This window comes from Rhizobium sp. USDA 3886 (assembly GCF_056279785.1).
Genome location: NZ_JBWCDC010000003.1, coordinates 1,215,220 through 1,231,570 on the forward strand (window position 1 = coordinate 1,215,220; position 16,351 = coordinate 1,231,570).

16 protein-coding genes are annotated in these 16,351 nt (G+C 60.7%); 10 read left to right on the forward strand and 6 right to left on the reverse strand.

All coding sequences use genetic code 11. The features are described from left to right. Positions 1-137 precede the first annotated feature (137 nt). From ACZ9BX_RS28730 to ACZ9BX_RS28750, 5 genes are all read left to right on the forward strand, one after another. Positions 138-392, forward strand: coding sequence for a hypothetical protein (locus ACZ9BX_RS28730; protein WP_476221592.1), 255 nt, complete (start codon positions 138-140; stop codon positions 390-392). Between the two features lie 454 nt (positions 393-846). Continuing rightward, positions 847-1,065, forward strand: coding sequence for a hypothetical protein (locus ACZ9BX_RS28735; protein WP_476221593.1), 219 nt, complete (start codon positions 847-849; stop codon positions 1,063-1,065). 505 nt (positions 1,066-1,570) lie between these two features. Further along, positions 1,571-1,780, forward strand: a complete 210-nt coding sequence (locus tag ACZ9BX_RS28740; RefSeq protein ID WP_027511019.1) for a cold-shock protein — start codon at positions 1,571-1,573, stop codon at positions 1,778-1,780. Positions 1,781-1,963: 183 nt separating this feature from the next. Next, positions 1,964-2,344 carry a DUF6481 family protein gene (locus ACZ9BX_RS28745; RefSeq protein WP_476221595.1) on the forward strand — a complete coding sequence of 127 codons (381 nt, stop codon included), beginning with the start codon at positions 1,964-1,966 and terminating at the stop codon, positions 2,342-2,344. 81 nt (positions 2,345-2,425) lie between these two features. Continuing rightward, positions 2,426-3,460 carry a fatty acid desaturase gene (locus ACZ9BX_RS28750; protein ID WP_476221596.1) on the forward strand — a complete coding sequence of 345 codons (1,035 nt, stop codon included), beginning with the start codon at positions 2,426-2,428 and terminating at the stop codon, positions 3,458-3,460. Positions 3,461-3,651: 191 nt separating this feature from the next. On the opposite strand, the gene ACZ9BX_RS28755 is transcribed toward ACZ9BX_RS28750, so the two are convergent. The 6 genes from ACZ9BX_RS28755 to ACZ9BX_RS28780 all read right to left on the reverse strand — a co-directional run bounded on the left by ACZ9BX_RS28755 (position 3,652) and on the right by ACZ9BX_RS28780 (position 11,949). Then, positions 3,652-4,839, reverse strand: a complete 1,188-nt coding sequence (locus tag ACZ9BX_RS28755; RefSeq protein WP_027511016.1) for a galactarate dehydratase — start codon at positions 4,837-4,839, stop codon at positions 3,652-3,654. 12 nt (positions 4,840-4,851) lie between these two features. Further along, a complete protein-coding gene (locus ACZ9BX_RS28760) occupies positions 4,852-6,069 on the reverse strand; it encodes a mandelate racemase/muconate lactonizing enzyme family protein (RefSeq protein ID WP_476221597.1) in 1,218 nt (405 codons plus the stop codon). Then, positions 6,066-7,790 carry an ABC transporter ATP-binding protein gene (locus ACZ9BX_RS28765; RefSeq protein WP_476221598.1) on the reverse strand — a complete coding sequence of 575 codons (1,725 nt, stop codon included), beginning with the start codon at positions 7,788-7,790 and terminating at the stop codon, positions 6,066-6,068. Before ACZ9BX_RS28765 ends, ACZ9BX_RS28760 begins: the two co-directional genes overlap by 4 nt. A 7-nt stretch (positions 7,791-7,797) precedes the next feature. Then, positions 7,798-8,919: an ABC transporter permease gene (locus ACZ9BX_RS28770; RefSeq protein ID WP_476221599.1), complete on the reverse strand. Its 1,122-nt coding sequence runs from the start codon at positions 8,917-8,919 to the stop codon at positions 7,798-7,800. Positions 8,920-8,928: 9 nt separating this feature from the next. Next, positions 8,929-9,915 carry an ABC transporter permease gene (locus ACZ9BX_RS28775; RefSeq protein WP_476221601.1) on the reverse strand — a complete coding sequence of 329 codons (987 nt, stop codon included), beginning with the start codon at positions 9,913-9,915 and terminating at the stop codon, positions 8,929-8,931. A 93-nt stretch (positions 9,916-10,008) separates the two neighbouring features. After that, positions 10,009-11,949 (reverse strand): ABC transporter substrate-binding protein, encoded by a 1,941-nt coding sequence (locus ACZ9BX_RS28780; protein WP_476221603.1) that lies wholly within the window; start codon positions 11,947-11,949, stop codon positions 10,009-10,011. 215 nt (positions 11,950-12,164) lie between these two features. Here ACZ9BX_RS28780 and ACZ9BX_RS28785 point away from each other — a divergent pair, with 215 nt between their 5' ends. From ACZ9BX_RS28785 to ACZ9BX_RS28805, 5 genes are read left to right on the forward strand one after another with little or no spacing between them, the layout of a single operon-like run. Further along, positions 12,165-12,878 carry a ribonuclease activity regulator RraA gene (locus ACZ9BX_RS28785; RefSeq protein WP_476221605.1) on the forward strand — a complete coding sequence of 238 codons (714 nt, stop codon included), beginning with the start codon at positions 12,165-12,167 and terminating at the stop codon, positions 12,876-12,878. Then, entirely contained in the window at positions 12,878-13,591 is a 714-nt protein-coding gene (locus ACZ9BX_RS28790) for a FadR/GntR family transcriptional regulator (protein WP_476223074.1), read from the forward strand. The genes ACZ9BX_RS28785 and ACZ9BX_RS28790 overlap by 1 nt, the downstream gene beginning before the upstream one ends. Before the next feature lie 23 nt (positions 13,592-13,614). Beyond that, on the forward strand, positions 13,615-14,445 hold the full coding sequence (locus ACZ9BX_RS28795) for an NAD-dependent epimerase/dehydratase family protein (protein ID WP_476221607.1): 831 nt from the start codon (positions 13,615-13,617) through the stop codon (positions 14,443-14,445). Beyond that, complete coding sequence (locus ACZ9BX_RS28800) at positions 14,442-15,320, forward strand: SMP-30/gluconolactonase/LRE family protein (RefSeq protein WP_476221609.1); 879 nt, start codon at positions 14,442-14,444, stop codon at positions 15,318-15,320. Before ACZ9BX_RS28795 ends, ACZ9BX_RS28800 begins: the two co-directional genes overlap by 4 nt. 22 nt (positions 15,321-15,342) lie before the next feature. Next, on the forward strand, positions 15,343-16,272 hold the full coding sequence (locus tag ACZ9BX_RS28805; RefSeq protein ID WP_476221611.1) for a dihydrodipicolinate synthase family protein: 930 nt from the start codon (positions 15,343-15,345) through the stop codon (positions 16,270-16,272). Positions 16,273-16,351: the final 79 nt, after the last annotated feature.

Here is a 16,351-nt window from a genome sequence, read left to right on the forward strand (position 1 = left end):
TCGCGAGCGCCGAGCTTCGGATGAGCGCCATTGCGTACGACCGTCAAAGCGTGCATGTTGAATGCCTTCAGCAGCCGGATCAAGGGCGCTGCTGCTTCGGGGCCTCGATGTCCTGGCCCCAACGAAAGGAGGACGAAATGTCTTCCAGCCTCCATCTTTACAGTACCGCTCGCAATCTCGTCAGCGTCAGCGAGTTTGGATACGGCGAAAACATTCGGGTTCAGCAAATTGGCAAGAGCAGGCCATCGGACGTCTTGCCCCTCAAGCGGATCAATTTCGCAGCATCAGCCGCCAAGCCTTCCCGGGACGGTTGCGAAGTATCCGCTGCCAGCTTCTGGAACATTTCGTCGCCGCTGAGCGGACGCAGAAATACAACGCTGCCGCAGCATTGAAGCTGCGATCAAACAATCAACCGAAAAACCCAGGAGGACCAAATGGCCAAGGGCCAAGCGCGAAGCAATCGTGAAGTTCGAAAACCCAAAAAGGAAAAGACGGTGATACCTGTCGCCGCGGCGCAAGGCACTCAGGTCAAGTTCGCAAACAGCGGACTTAGCCTCGGCAAGAAGCAGAAATAGCTCCAATCTTGGAAGCAGCTTTTCGCATGCTTCTGCCGCCGCCGGTACCAAGGGCCTGGCTTTGTTGGCCGCAAGTGCGGGCCGCCTTGAATGAGGCGGCCCGCGTCACCACATCATTGTTGCGTTTTCAGCCTTTTGGCTACCTGATCTCGCCGGTTCGCCCGGCTGCTTGGCAATCTCAGAATTGCAAAACGTCCATAATTCCGCTCTGCGGCGGAAGATAGTCGCGCTGAAGCCATTGCCTCGCGCATCCACGTTTTAGGATACCCTCATGATAGACACGACCCGCCACGCGGCGGAGAGCCTGTTCCGACGCACAGCCCCCGAAGGCTCGAATGCCGCCAAGCTGCAGGACGTACGCACCAGACAGATCCTCAGAATGAGAGAACGCAGGCCCGTTGAAATGCAGCAGCGCCTCGAAAATCGTATGAGGCGCGCCAATCGCGAGACCCTGTTTGCCCTAAAGGAGCGTACGCATGGCGATATTTGATTACAGCACCGGTGCAGGACTATACCCCTGCAAGACCGTGAAGAGAACGAGCCGGCTTCGGTACAGAAGGTTTGATTCGGCCGCTGAAGCGCTTCGCTTTGCGATTGAGGACATGCCTGCCTCGATGCTTCGCGGTTCCATACTAGAGGTTGAGGAAGCCCGCTATGATGGTCAGCAGATGCAGAGGCTTTACGAAGCCGACGCATATCCTCTGCCCAGGCGGGACAAGAGCGATTCTTTGGAACTCGAACCGCGCCGAGTTCGGCGATCCGGCTGACGCGACTTCTTTTGGGGATTGCCATCTTAAGTGGTATTATCGCAGGCGTCAAAACAAGAAGTTGACGCGACCGTCGAAAGTGTCTATACAAAAACCCATCGATACTTTGTTTGCCGATAGTTGTTTTTGCTGCGCCTCGCGCTTCGCGACGAACTTCCTTCTCTCAAAAGTCGAAAACCCGCTGTGCGTCGCCCAGCGGTGATCAATGTTGCTAAGAAAGGGTTCGTTATGACCACTGGCACAGTTAAATGGTTCAATTCCACCAAAGGTTTTGGCTTCATTCAGCCTGACGACGGCAGCGCCGATGTGTTCGTTCACATCTCGGCCGTCGAACGCGCAGGGATGAGCTCGATCGTCGAAGGTCAGAAGCTCGGTTTCGAGCTCGAGCGCGACAGCAAGTCGGGCAAGATGTCTGCCGGCCAGCTCAAGGCCGCCTAAGCTTTAGCCGCCGATGACCACGGATGTACCGACACGGCGGCAAGAGGTTACAAGAGGCCAGGCTCATGTCTGGCCTCTTTCCGTTCCGAGGCACCTTCCGCAGCGCACGATACCAGCGCAGGTCTTCCCTGGCAGCGCGATCGTACAAGCCTCCATACCTTACGAGATCCAAAGGAATACCTATTGAGACGTTCCAACGACAACGGTTTTGCCGAACGCCGCAATGCCGCGGCGGAGGCAAAGCGAGAGCTTCTGGCAAAGTTCGCCTCCGCCCCGAAATCAGCCGATCCCGGGATGCAGGAGCGGCTTGCTGCGCGTGACGCGGTGATCCGCGCCCGCGAGGCCCGCCGTGCCGAGCGGGAAGCATTGAAGACAGCAGAGAACCAGCGAATTCTTGCCGCTGCGGCGGCGATGGCGGCTGCGGCCCAGGCCGAGGAAAAGGCAGAAGCCGAAGCCCGTCAGGCAGAAATCGCAGATCGCGTTTCACGCGGCGTGGCGGACGAAGCCGCACGCAAGGCCGAGCGTGATCGCCGTTATGCCGCGCGCAAGGCCCGCCAAGCCTGAGGTCCCAAACCACTGCGCCTATGGGCGCAGACAACCATGCGTGCGCAGATGACGCAAGGCGCGCGATAGGAACCGCTTTTGATGAATGCACATGTCCATACACCAGCCCCGCTTGCTGAAGACAATGTCGGAGCATGGTTGAAGACTCTGGCGAAATATCGCCGGCCTCGTATTGGCCGCTCCGCCTTCGAGCTTATCGTCACCGCCGTCCCGTTCGTGGGATTCTGGGCTATCGCCTATTTTTCCCTCGTTTACGGCTTCTGGTACGGGCTGGCCGCAATCATTGCGGCCGCAGCCTTCCTCCTGCGACTGTTTATGATCCAGCACGATTGCGGTCACGGCTCGTTCTTCGCCCGTCGCGGCATTGACGATTGGACAGGGCGTGTCATCGGCGTGCTTACACTGACACCTTACGACTATTGGCGCCGGGCGCACGCTGCCCATCATGCGTCGGCCGGCAATCTCGATGAGCGGGGCGTTGGTGATATCACGACCCTGACGGTTGCAGAGTACCGCGCGCTTTCGCCCATGAACCGCCTCGGCTATCGCCTCTACCGGCACCCGCTGGTGATGTTCGGCATCGGCCCTGCCTGGCTCTTCCTCTTCAAACAGCGCCTACCATTCGGGATGATGAATTGCGGAGCGCTTCCCTGGGTTTCGACCATGGGTACAAACCTCGCGGTTGTCACACTTGCAGGCCTGATGATGTGGATTGTGGGGGTCGGGCCATTCCTGATGATCCACCTGCCGATCGTGCTTCTGTCGGGTGCGGCCGGCATATGGCTCTTCTATGTCCAGCATCAGTTCGAGGACACGCACTGGTCGACAGGCGACGACTGGAAGTTTCCAAAAGCCGCTCTCCACGGCGCATCCCATTACGATCTGCCGCTGGCGTTACGATGGTTGACTGGCAATATCGGCATTCATCACGTGCATCATCTTTCGAGCCGCATACCTTATTACAGGCTGCCGGAAGTGCTGCGCGACCACCCCCAACTTGCCGGAATCGGGCGCATTACACTCTGGCAAAGCCTGCAGTGCGTCAGGCTCGTGTTATGGGATGATCGGCGCCAGAAACTCGTTTCATTCCGTGAGATCGCGGCAGCGGCGGCTTAGCGCGTACATTCGGCAAGGTTCCCGGCGGGCCGCCGAATGGCCTTCACAATTAGCGTGACCGACGCAACCATGCTTGAGCTCACGCCGCCGACCCCAAGATACCCGACAATCGAGGTCGGGTTGATGGTGGCCATTGGGGACCGCCGTTGCAGCCAGCCGGCGCTCCACTCTTTCGTTTCGTCTAGAACTCCTCAGGCAAATGCATAGGAGCCGTCCGGCCGTTTCGGGACGCGCCGTTGCCAATGAACATAACCCTCCTCGGTCATTGCCTTCTCATCCATCTCGACGCCCCAGCCGGGCCGGTCGGGCCGCAGCTCCAGATAACCATCCTTCGGCAGATAGGGATCGGCAACGTACCGCGTTTCGCCCTGCCGCTTCTCGATGTCGATGCCGCCATAAACGTAGGCCTGGCCCTTCGGCAGCCGGTATTCGAGGATCCGGAAGTTCTGCGCAGCGGCCGAGAAATGGACGTTAACTGCAGTTGCCAGCGGACCCATGGGATTGTGTGGAGCGACGCCGACGAAATAGGCTTCGGCGAGTGTCGCAATCCGCCGCATTTCGCTGATGCCGCCGACGACGCAGATGTCGGGCTGTATCAGGTCCGCGCCCTTGACCTGCAGAAGGCGCAGGAACTCGTTTCGATTGTAGAGTGACTCGCCCGTTGCGAGGACGCAGTTGAGTCCCTGCTTGAGGTCGCCCCAGGCCTCGATGTTTTCCGGGCGAAGCGGTTCCTCGTAGAACAGCGGATCATAGGGTGCCAGTGCATTGCCGAGCTGGCGGGCTGCGACCGGCTCGAAGATCTTCGCATGCGCGTCAAACGCGATCTCATAGTCGTCGCGCACGGTTTCACGAAGCGAGCGGAAATAGTCCGCCGAAGCCTTGACGACGTTGCCCCAGCGATGGGCGTGCATGTCGATGCGCCACGGGCTGAGCTTGAAAGCGGTGAAGCCCCATTCCTCATTCAAGCGATCGAACTCGTCGCGAGCCGCCGGCGCATCCGGTGCCGTGTAGACGCCTGCATAGACCTTGATGCGATCGCGCACTTCACCGCCGAGCAGTTTGTAGACCGGAACGTTCGCAGCCTTGGCGGCAAGGTCCCACAGGCAGTGATCGAGCGCCGAGATTGCGGCCAGGCCGAGTGCGCCCGGCGGGAACCTGCTTTGCTGGATCAGCAGATTGACGAGATAGTCAACGCGTGTCGGATCCTGGCCTGACAGGAAGGCGTAGAGATAATCCAAAATCGGCGGTAGCGCCTTATCCGGACCATGATTGTAGCATTCGCCCCAACCTGTCAGGCCGTCATCCGTATCGAGTGCGACGATGACGCGGGGACGGTCCTTGTCGCGGGTCATGAAAACCCGCATGCGGTCGATCTTCATCTTTCTGTCCTTCTACCGATTGAAATAAGTCCGGCGCGAGAGGCGCGTCTGCACATAGAGGTGCTCGTTGTAGGTTCCGGGATTGTAGGAGCCGGCATTCTCCGGCACGGGTACGGAGACGTTGCCGCCGCTTGGGAAGCGGGCCACGAAGGCCTCGTCGATGTCGCAGCCAAGCCCCGGCGCATCAGGAACCGCAATCGATCCGTCGACCTGTTCAGGATGCGGAACGATCGTCTGCCGGCGGCCGTCCCAGTCGTCGTCGATGCGCTCGAGGATAAGCGCGTTGGGAATCGCCGCAAGCACTTGCAGGGCCGCATATTCGGCGACCGGGCCAAGCGAGCCGGAATGCGGAGCCATCTGGATATGGTGCGCCTCGGCCATCGCCGCGATCTTTTTCATCTGTGTGATGCCGCCGGCCCGGCCGGTATCCGGCTGGATCACGTCGACCAGTTCTTTCTCGATGAGTTCCCGTTCGCCGAAGATGGTCGCCGAGCGCTCGCCGGCCGCCAGTGGCACGTGCGCCGCATCGCGAATGCGCCGGTAGCCGTCGATATTCTCCGGCGCAATTGGATCTTCGACCCAGAAGAGTTCGTAAGGCTCCAACGCCCTGACTAGGCGGCAGGCATCCGCAGGCGTCAGCCAGGGCGGTCCATGCAGATCGATCGCAATGTCGATATCGTTGCCGACCGCCTCGCGCAACGCAGCGACTTTGCGGACGGGATCGGCGACCCCGCCGCATTTAATCGCCTTGATGCCGCGCTCCTTGACCGCAAGCGCGCGCTCGGGCGTGTTTGCGTGGGAGTAGATCGGGATCCTGTCGCGAACCTTGCCGCCGAGCAGCATCCAGACCGGCACGCCGAGCGCTTTTCCCTTAATGTCCCAAAGTGCCATGTCGATGCCCGTCATGGCGCCGGCGCCGACCGTTCCCAGCATGCCGTGGCCCATCATGGCGATGTGCATCTTCTGCCAGAGACGCTCGATATGGGCCGGATCCTCGCCAATGAGAAGCGGCGCCAGATCGTGGATCGCCGTCTCGATGACCCGCGGCCAACCCGAGCATTCACCGATACCGGTGATGCCTTCGTCGGTGTCGATCTTCAAGAACAGCCAATTTCGTGTGCCGGGCAGCTGTTTGGATGCGCCGTCTCCCGAGCGCTCATCGGAGGCCCATTTCGAGGGGTCTGGTTGCCCGGCATGCATGAGAAAGGTTCTAATTCCGGTGATTTTCATCGCACAGAACTCCCGTTCTTGAGATTGGCTGGTTCGATGTAGCGGAAACGCCGCGAGCGATCCCGGTCGCGTGGATCGGGGCGCGGAATGGCGGAGATGAGCGCTTGGGTATAGGCGTGCTCCGGCGTGTTGCAGATCTTGTCCGCATCTCCAACCTCGACAAGCCGGCCCTTGTACATTACGCCGACACGATCGCACATGTAGCGAATGACGCCGATGTCGTGGCTGATGAAGATGTAGGCAAGGCCGAGCTCGTCCTGCAAGCGCATCAAAAGGTCGAGGACCTGCGAGCGCACGGATACGTCGAGCGCCGAAGTCGCTTCGTCGGCAACGATGATGCGTGGGCTGAGTGTGATGGCGCGGGCAATCCCGATGCGCTGACGCTGGCCTCCGGAAAAAGCATGCGGGTAACGTTCACGGGTCGTCGGATCGAGGCCCACCTGCTCCATCAGGTGACAAATGCGTTCATCGAGTGCCCGGCCGCGTGCGATGCCGTTGACAAGCAGCGGCTCGCCGATGATTTGCGAGACGGTCATACGGGGATTGAGAGAGCCGAAGGGGTCCTGGAACACCATGCGCAGTTCGCGCCGCGCAGCGGCAAGCGGTTGCCCCTTCGCGGTTGCCAGATCGATCATGCCGCCATCAGCGCGGCGATACAGAATCTCGCCCGCGGTCGGATCGATGAGGCGCATGATCGAACGTCCCATCGTCGTCTTTCCGGACCCGCTTTCGCCGACGATGCCGAGCGTCTCGCGCGGTAGGAGAGAAATGGAGACATCGTCAAGCGCTTTGACCTCGCCGAAATCCATGGACACGTTGCGGAGCTCGAGAATTGGCGCTGCCGTCCTGTCGAGCGGCGCCCGCGCCAGCCTGATTTCGGCCTTGGCTTCCAGTTTCAAAACGGAGCCGATCAGCATCCGGGTGTAATCGTCTTTCGGGGCATGAAAAATCTGCTCGACCGGGGCGTATTCCTTGGCGACGCCGTCGTGCATGACGAGCACGTCGTCAGCGATTTGCGCCACGACGCCCATGTCGTGCGTTATGAAAAGCACCGCCATGCCGTAAGCCTTTTGTAGTCGGGCAATCAGGTCGAGGATTTCGGCTTGCGTGGTGACGTCCAAAGCCGTCGTAGGCTCGTCGGCGATCAGCAACTGCGGCTTGCATGCGAGCGCCATCGCGATCATGGCGCGCTGGCGCATGCCGCCCGAATATTGGAACGTATAGCGATCCACGGCTTTTTCCGGGAAAGGAATCTCCACCTGCTTCAGGAGTGATATCGCTTCGGCGCGTGCTTCCGCCTTGCTCATCCTGGTGTGAAGACGAAGTGCTTCGATGATCTGGTCGCCCACCGTGTGGACCGGCGAGAGTGACGACATCGGTTCCTGGAAAATCATGGCAATGTCGCGGCCGCGTATGGCGCGGATGTGGCGCCCGCGCGGGTTAAGACTGACGAGATTAACGGAGCGACCGTCTTTGCCATTCAGGACGATGGATCCGCCGCAGATACGGCCTGGCGCGTCTAAGATCTGCAGGATCGAGCGGGCCGTCACGGACTTGCCGGAGCCGCTCTCGCCGACGACGCAAAGCGTCTTTCCCGGCTCGATCGAAAAGGAAAGATCATCGACTGCGCGAAAGGCGCCGTTGCGCAAGGCAAAGTCGACCGTCAGGTTCTGCACCTGCAGGAGCACCCTGCCAGCCGTGATCGGAACGATGTCGGTCATGCCGGCCTCATTTGTTGTATGGGTCAGCCGCATCGCGCAGGCCGTCGCCGAGAAGGTTGAGCGCCATAACCGCGACGACGACGGCCGCGCCCGGCATGAAGAGCCATGGCGCCGTGGCGATCGAGCGGATGTTTTGAGCCTCGCGCAAAAGCACACCCCAGGAGATGGTCGGCGGCTGCAGGCCGAGGCCCAGGAAGGAGAGGGAGGTCTCCGCAAGGATCATCGCCGGCACGGCAAGCGTGATCGACGCTATGATGTGGCTCGCGAAACTCGGCAGCATGTGCCGGAAGATGATGCGCCTTTCGCGAACGCCGTCCAATCTCGCGGCAGCGACGAATTCCTCGGTGCGCAAGGACAGAAAGCGGCCCCGTACGACACGGGCAAGCTGCGCCCAACCGGTCAGCGACAGGATGATGGTGATCATCATGTACTGAAGCGTTGCCGGCCAGCCCTGCGGGAGTGCCGCCGCCATCGCAAGCCAGATCGGGATCGTCGGCAGCGACAGCACGAAATCGATGACGCGCTGCATGAAGAAATCGATGCGGCCGCCGTAATAGCCGGAAATGCCGCCGAGCACGATGCCGAGCAGCAGCGAAAAGAAGACACCGACAAGGCCGATCGACAGCGAGATCTGGGAGCCCTGAACCGTCCGGCTAAAGACGTCGCGCCCGAGCCGGTCGGCGCCGAACAGCAGAAGGGGGCTCGCCTTGTCGGACGAAGCGATCAGATGGATGTTCGTTCTAAACAAGCCGAGCACCGAATATTCATAGCCGCGCCCGAACAGCTGGACGTCGACCCGTTTCGTCCTGTCCTCCTTGTAGATCGCAGCAAGGGTTTCCGGGTCGCGGGTGAGCTTCATCGCATAGTAGTGCAGATCGATAGAGAGGCCATTGTCCGCGTCGCCGAAATGCAGCGCCTGCGGCGGATGAAAGGTCGCCCGAGCGTTCTGCAGGTTAGGATCGTTGATGGCGAAGAAGCCCGGAACGACGGCAACGATGTACATCAGGATGGTGACGACGAGGGCAACCATGGCAAGCCGGTGCCGGCGGAAGGCCCACCAGATGAGCTGCCATTGCGAGGCGACGGCGGCACGATCCGGCGAGAGATTTGTGACAGCAATGTCGGTCACGACCAGCTCCTATTCCAACCGGATGCGGGGATCGACTAGCGCAAGCAGGATGTCGCTGATCAGCGAGCCGATCAGCGTGAGCGCGCAGATCAAAAGCACGAAGGCGCCGGCCAGATACATGTCCTGCGCCATCAGGGCCTGCAGCAACAGGGGGGCGGCCGTCGGCAGATTGAGGACGATCGCCACGACGACGGAACCGGAAATAAGGTTGGGAAGCAGCCAGGCAATCGTCGAGATGAACGGATTGAGCGCGATCCGTAAGGGATACTTCACGAGCAGCCTGAACTCGGAGAGACCCTTTGCCCGTGCCGTCGTGACGTAAGGTTTTGGCAATTCGTCAAGCATGTTCGCGCGCATGACGCGGATCAAGCTTGCGGTCGAGGATACGGCCAGGATGATCACCGGAAGCCATATATGCGAAAACAGGTCGAGTATCTTGGCGAAGCTCCAGGGCGCGGTCTCGAACTCGGACGAAAAGAGACCGCCGACGTCCTGACCGAATTCGACGGCAGCGATATACATCAGCACGAGCGCCAGCAGGAACGAGGGGATAGCCAATCCCAGGAAGGTGAAGGCGGTAAAAAAATAGTCGCCAATCGAATATTTACGCACGGCGGAAAAGACGCCAATCGGAAGTGCGATCGCCCAGGTGGCGATCAGCGTCGAAAGAGCAAGCACCAGCGTCAACGCAATGCGCTCCCAGATGAGGCCGGAGACTGGTTGCTGCCATTCGAAGGAGATGCCGAAGTCGCCGCGGGAAACGATGCCCCATATCCATTTGAAATATTGCACGAGCATCGGATCATCGAGGCCGAAGCGCTCACGCAATTGCGCCGCGGTATTCTGATCGATGACCTCGTTCGACGCAGCAAGCGTTGCGATATAGGTCGTGACGTAATCGCCCGGCGGGAGCTGGATAAGTACAAAGGCCAGGAAGCTGACAGCGAAAAGGGATGGGATCATCCACAAAAGGCGTTTAGCGATGAAGATAAGCATGAGGCATCTCTTGCAATGAACACCGCTTCCGAAGTTTCCGGACAGCGTGCTTGAAAGAAGCGCCGCCCCAAAGGGCGGCGCGGGAACGGCAAATCAGCTCGTGAAGCTAAACTGCTGGGGCAGTGCCGGTCCCGGATTTGGCCAGGACCAGCTATCCGGCTGCTTTTCCGGGACATTGCGCAGGTTGTTGCGGATGATGCCGAAGCCGCCGACGGCAAGGCAGAGGCCGACTGTCTCGAATTCGTCAGCCGCGATGTCGAAGATCTGCTTCATGATCGCACCGCGCTTGTCGAGATCGGCGGTCGAGCGGGCGCCGTCGAAGAGCTTCATGCGTGTCTTCTGACTTTCCGGCGGTTCTTCGCCGCGTGCGCCGTTCGACGTATACCAAAGCGACCACGGAATGGCGTAGCGCGAGCCTTGCGGGTGGAAGGCGAAGAAGTCGCGCGGATCAAGCATCGGATCAAGTCCGCCCGGACCCGGCCAGACCGCCGCATCATGCGCGTTGTCGTCGCCGCGGGTATAATAGAGGGCGCGCTCGATCGTATTGACCTTCATGTCGATGCCGATCTGCGCCCAATGCGCCTTGACCAGTTCCAGGGCATCGACGAGGTCGGGATAGAGCGTCGGAATGACGTCAACCGTGAAAAACACCTTCTGGCCGTCGGGCCGGAGGCGGAACCCGTTCCCGTCCTTCTTGTCGTAGCCTGCCTGATCCAGCATCGCGCCCGCTTTGTCAGGATCGTATTCGGTAAACTGACGCGCGAGCTTTTCGTGATACCACGGATGCTCAGGGCGCGGTCCGGCCTGGTAGCCTTCGCTCTGCCCGAAATACACGATGTCGATCAATTCTGGCCGGTTGATTCCAAGCGAAAGCGCCTGCCTGAACGCCTTGTCGGCAAACATCTTGCGTAGGGCAGGATCCTTGTGGGTCATGTTGAAGTAGATCTGGCACTGCTGCGAGGCGGACGGCACCAGCGACAGCAGGCGGTAGTCGCCTTTGTCCATGTTCTGGGAGAGCGTCGGCTTGTTCGAGAGAACGCTGATATGGCGCTCCTGGATGTCGATCTTCCCGGAGATGACATTCAGCATCAGCGACTCGACGTCCTGCGAGATGCTGAAATTGATCTCATCGACATAGGGAAGCTGGTTGCCTTGGGTATCGACCTGCCAGAAATAGGGGTTCCGGGTCATGACGACGCGCGTCGCGCCGCCGCTGTAAGGCTCCTTCACGACCCATGGATCGAGCGTCGGCTTGGCCGGGTTGCCCCACCGCGACGGAATCTCGATATCGCCGCAGCGCGCGCGGAAGAGATCCGTCCAGCTGCCGGCGCCTGCTTTCGTGACGTCTTCGGCGATATTGGGATTGTATTTCGGCAGGAACTGGCTGCAATAATGCTTCGGAAAGAGTGTCGGATGCTGGCCGAGCGGCGTCGCGAGGTTTTCCAGATAGAGCGCGTTTGCCGCAGCAAAGGTGAATTTCACCGTAAAGTCATCGATCTTCTCGACATTGACGGCCTTGCCTGCAACCGACAGCTGCGCAGGCGTCGAGCTGTAGAGCTCGCTGTTCTTCACGCAATCCTCAATAGCAAAAACGATGTCATCGGCGGTGAAAGGATGGCCATCGGACCAGCGGACCCCTTCGATGAGGTGAAAGGTAAACTGGGAGGCGTCGTCGTTGATTTCCCAACGTTCGGCGAGGTTGGGCACAACCTGCGTAAATTCCAGATTCCAGCGCACGAGGCTCTGATTGCCGACCATGCGCAGGATGCCGTTATGGTCGGATGAACCTCGGAGCCCGCGGCGGAGAGTTCCGCCATAAGTGCCGACCTTTTCGAGAGGCGTCACGACCATCGGCTTTTTCGGCAGCCGTTCAGCGAGCGGCGGCAGCTTTCCGTCCTTGGCAAGCTGCGCCAATGCGGGCGCTTCGCCGCCTGCCGCAGCGACGCGGCCAGCAATAGACAAGGCTGCCACTCCGGCCATGCCTCCGAGCACGGCGCGCCGAGTGACGCCGCGAGACAGTATTTCATCACGCATAGAGTTCCCTCCCGTTTTGTGCCGGCACGACTGTGATCAACCGGCGCGACGAGCTCCCTACCCGTCGCAAGGCGCTCTTCTTAACGCCGTGGGCAGACCATAGACACCTTCTCAAATAATTACAAGAGTTGACAGATAATGACAGATTTAGTAGCCCTGCGGCATAGAAAATGGCTGTCGCTGCCGGAAAAGACCGCCTCGGGAGTTTGAAAAACATGGAACTGTCAGATGCTGTGCGCGAAAAACTGAAAGCTGTTTCGACGGCGACGCTGACGACGGTGCTGCTGAAGCGCGGCTTGAGGAACGTCTTCATTTGCGGCGTCCACAAGATCAATCCGCAGGCCCCGCGCCTGGTCGGCCCTGCCTTCACGCTGCGCTACATTCCCGCCCGCGAGGACATCGATCACCTTGGCGTCTTTGCCGATCGGAGCCATCCGCAGCGCCGCGCCATCGAGGAGTGTCCGCCGGGCTGCGTGCTGGTCATCGACAGCCGCAAGGATCATTCTGCGGCATCGGCTGGCGGTATTCTGATTACGCGCCTTTTCAAGCGGGGTGCGGCCGGCGTCGTCACAGACGGCGGTTTCCGGGATTCGCCGGATATCGCCGCTTTGCCGTTCGCCGCTTATCACGCGGCACCATCGGCGCCGACGAACTTGGTGCGCCATCATGCGCTCGACATCAATCAGCCGATCGGCTGCGGCGATGTGCCCGTCTACCCGGGCGATATCATGGTTGGCGACAACGAGGGCGTGGTCGTCATCCCCGCTGCGATGGCCGAGGAGGTGGCAAACGAGGCCTTCGAGCAGACGGTCTTCGAAGACTTCGTCGAGGAGCGGGTGCAGGCCGGGCAAGGCATATTCGGCCTTTACCCTCCCGGCGAGGAGGCAGCCGCGGAATTTGCTGCCTGGCGGCAGAAAGAAGGGCGATGATGAAACTGTCGGCCGTTGCCGATTCGAACAAGGGCGCAACGCGCTTCAGCGACATCATCTACGAGAAGATCGTGGGGATGATTGCGGACGGAAACTTTCCGGTGAACGAGCGGTTGCCGCCGGAATCGAAGCTCGCCGTCATGTTCGGCGCATCAAGGCCTGTCGTGCGCGAAGCGCTCGAGCGTTTGAGGGCTGACGGACTGGTCGTCTCGCGCAAGGGTTCAGGCTCCTACGTGCGGCAACGACCGGATTCGTCCATGCTGAAAATGGTCCCGGTCGGCTCCCTTGCCGACGTGCAGCGTTTTTTCGAATTCCGCGCCGGCCTCGAGGCCGAGGCCGCGGAGCTTGCCGCACGCAACTGGCAGCCGGCCGACAAGGAGCGGATAACCGCCGCGCTCTTTGCTATCGAACAATGTCTGCGGGACGGCAAACTTGGCGCCGAGGAGGACCAGGCGCTTCACGATGCGATTGCCATGGCAACCGGAAACCAGTTCCACATCACGGTTCGCGAGTGGTTCAGGCCGCATTTCGCCATCGGGCACTCGGTGACGCGAAGCCTGAGCCTCAAGCGGACGCCCGAACAGATACGCAGCGTCCAGGACGAGCACGCGGTGATCGTGGAGGCAATCTTCGCGCGCAACGAAGCCGAGGCCCATGACGCGATGAAAAGACACATACTGAATGCGCGCGCCCGCATGTTCCAGGGCGTTTGAGCGATGATGGGGAGGAAGGGACGATGAAACGGCTGGCTCTCACAGGCGCTGCCGGACGCATAGGGACGTTGCTGCGCCCGCTTCTTCGGCCGTATGTCGAGCACCTGCGCCTGATCGATTTCCATGAACCTGCCCGGCTCGGTGAAAATGAAAGCTTCGTCAGGGCTGACCTTACAAAGCTCGATGAGGCAACGGCCGCGCTTGAGGATGTTGATGGCGTCGTCCATCTGGCCGGCATTGCAAGCGGCATCGACATGAACGCCATTTTGCAGGCGAACGTGCTTGGGACATACAATCTTTACGAGGCCGCACGGATCAACAGCGTCCGGCGGGTCGTCTACGCATCGAGCAATCACGCCACGGGCTTTTACCCGCGCGGCCAGATCGTGTCTCCGCTGGATCCTATGCGCCCGGACAGCCCTTATGGGCTTTCCAAATGCTGGGGCGAACTGGTGGGAGGGCTTTACTACGACACCTGCGGCATTCGCACTCTTTCCATCCGCATCGGCAACGCCGGAACCTACCCCAACAGCGAGCGGTCGGTGGCAATCTGGATCAGTGCGCGGGATCTGGCGCAGTTGGTCAGGATCGGCCTGTCCCACCCGCTTATCGCCGCAACAGTGGTCTACGGCGTTTCCGATACCGAGGAGCCATGGTGGGACAACGAGGTCGCGGCCAAATTGGGCTATCAGCCGCAAGACCGCCCGCGGGATCATGCGCGCATCGAGGGGCCGTCAGAAGGGCCGGTTGCTCTTGCGTTCCAGGGCGGCGGGTTCTGTGAGATCAATCACGACGGCGTCATCCGCATGCGGGACGCCGAGGGTTTGGCCAAGAGCCTGGAGACGGTTCCGTGACGGCGCCGCGGATCATCCATCCGGAAGTCCGTCCGATGCTGCAGCAACCGCTGGGCGTCGGCGAATCGCCGGTATGGGACGAGAAGACCGGATGTCTTTGGCTCGTAGACATCCAGGCGCCGGCTATCGTCCGGCTTTCGGCGCAGGGGAAGATCGACAGCTTCCGAATGCCTTCGGCGATCGGCAGCCTTGGGCTTTGCCGTGACCGCCGTATCGTTGTTGCCCTTCGATCGGGCATTCACCTTTTCGACCCCGCTTCCGGAAGCCTCGAGTTTTTATGCGATCCAGTGGGGAGAGGCGTAAATTGCCGCCTCAACGATGGCAAGGTTGGTCCTGACGGCCATTTCTGGGTGGGGTCGATGAGCGAAGCCAAGCCGCAGGTCAACGATGCGGCGCTTTACCGGGTGAGTTCCGATGGCAGCGCGCGGACCATCGCAACAGGATTGACCAGCTCCAACGGCCTTGCCTGGTCGCCAGACGGCCGGCGAATGTATCACTCCGACAGCCGCCAATGCTTCCTGCAGGCTTTTGATTTCGATCCGGCCACAGGCGAGCCTGGAAACGCCGGACGGCTTCGGGTCTTCACGGAGGAGGAGGGCCGGCCGGACGGCGCCGCAACCGACCGGGACGGCACCTATTGGAGTGCAGGCGTTTCTGCGGGCCGGCTCAACCGGATTTCTCCAGATGGCGACATCGTCGAGATTTATGTTCTGCCGGTCGCCGCACCAACGATGCCCTGCTTCGGGGGGCCGGATATGCGGACGCTCTTCGTTACTAGCCTATCGAGCGATCGCGGCGGCCTTTTCGAAGCAGGTACCGTCATCGCCTTTGACGTGGATGCGGAGGGCCTGCCGCCCTTCCGGTTCAGCAATTGATGGAAGGGAACAGGGAAAGAAGATGAGCATCGCAACCATGCGTCAAGCGCTTAGAGGCGTGTCGGGTGTTCCCGTGACGGCCTATGACGGAAATGGCGAGGTCGAACCCCGGACCACGGCGATGGTCTATCGGCGGGTGGCGATCGCTGGCATTCACAATATCGTCGCTGCAGGAAACACCGGCGAATTCTACGCTTTGACCCCGGAGGAGATCCGCAGCGTGCACGAAGCTGCGGTTTCCGGCGTTGACGGCAGAGCCCCTGTGACGGCCGCAATCGGCAGGTCGCTGCGCGAAGCAATCCGGATGGCCAAGGATGCAGCCGCGATCGGTGCAACTGCGGTCATGTCACACCAGCCCGTCGATCCCTTTGCCGCGCCGTCCGCGCAGATCGACTATTTCTGCAGTCTTGCGGACGCTTCGCATTTGCCGCTGGTTGCCTATGTGCGGGCGGACGGCTTCAATGTCGACGACATGGTCCGTCTTGCAGCCCACGGCAACATTGCCGGCATCAAGTTCGCGACGCCGGATCTGATGCTTCTCTCCAGGGCCATCGCAGCGTCGGATCCGGCGGGAGCGCTGTTCGTCTGCGGCCTTGCAGAAAGCTGGGCGCTGTCCTTCACGGCCGCTGGTGCGCGGGGCTTCACATCCGGCCTTGTCAACGTTGCGCCACGGTTGTCGCTTGCGGTCCACGATGCACTGGCCAAGGGCGATTTCGAAGCTGCACGCGCCATCATCAATCAGCTCGAGCCCTTTGAGCGCATGCGGACGAAATTCCGCAACGGCGCGAATGTTACGGTCGTAAAGGAGGCTGTGGCGCATGCCGGCCTCAACGTCGGACCCGTGCGCGTGCCGGGACTGCCGCTGCTTGATCAAAAGGATCGCGAAGAATTGGTTCGCCTGCTCAAGGGCTGGGAGGTCGCAGGCGATATCCTTGCGCCTGCGGACCAATAGGTTTCCGCGCGGGCGGCAAGCTGAGTTTGAATTCATAACTGAAGGCAAAAGGCGCCGAAACTGCTGCGCCGCGAGATTG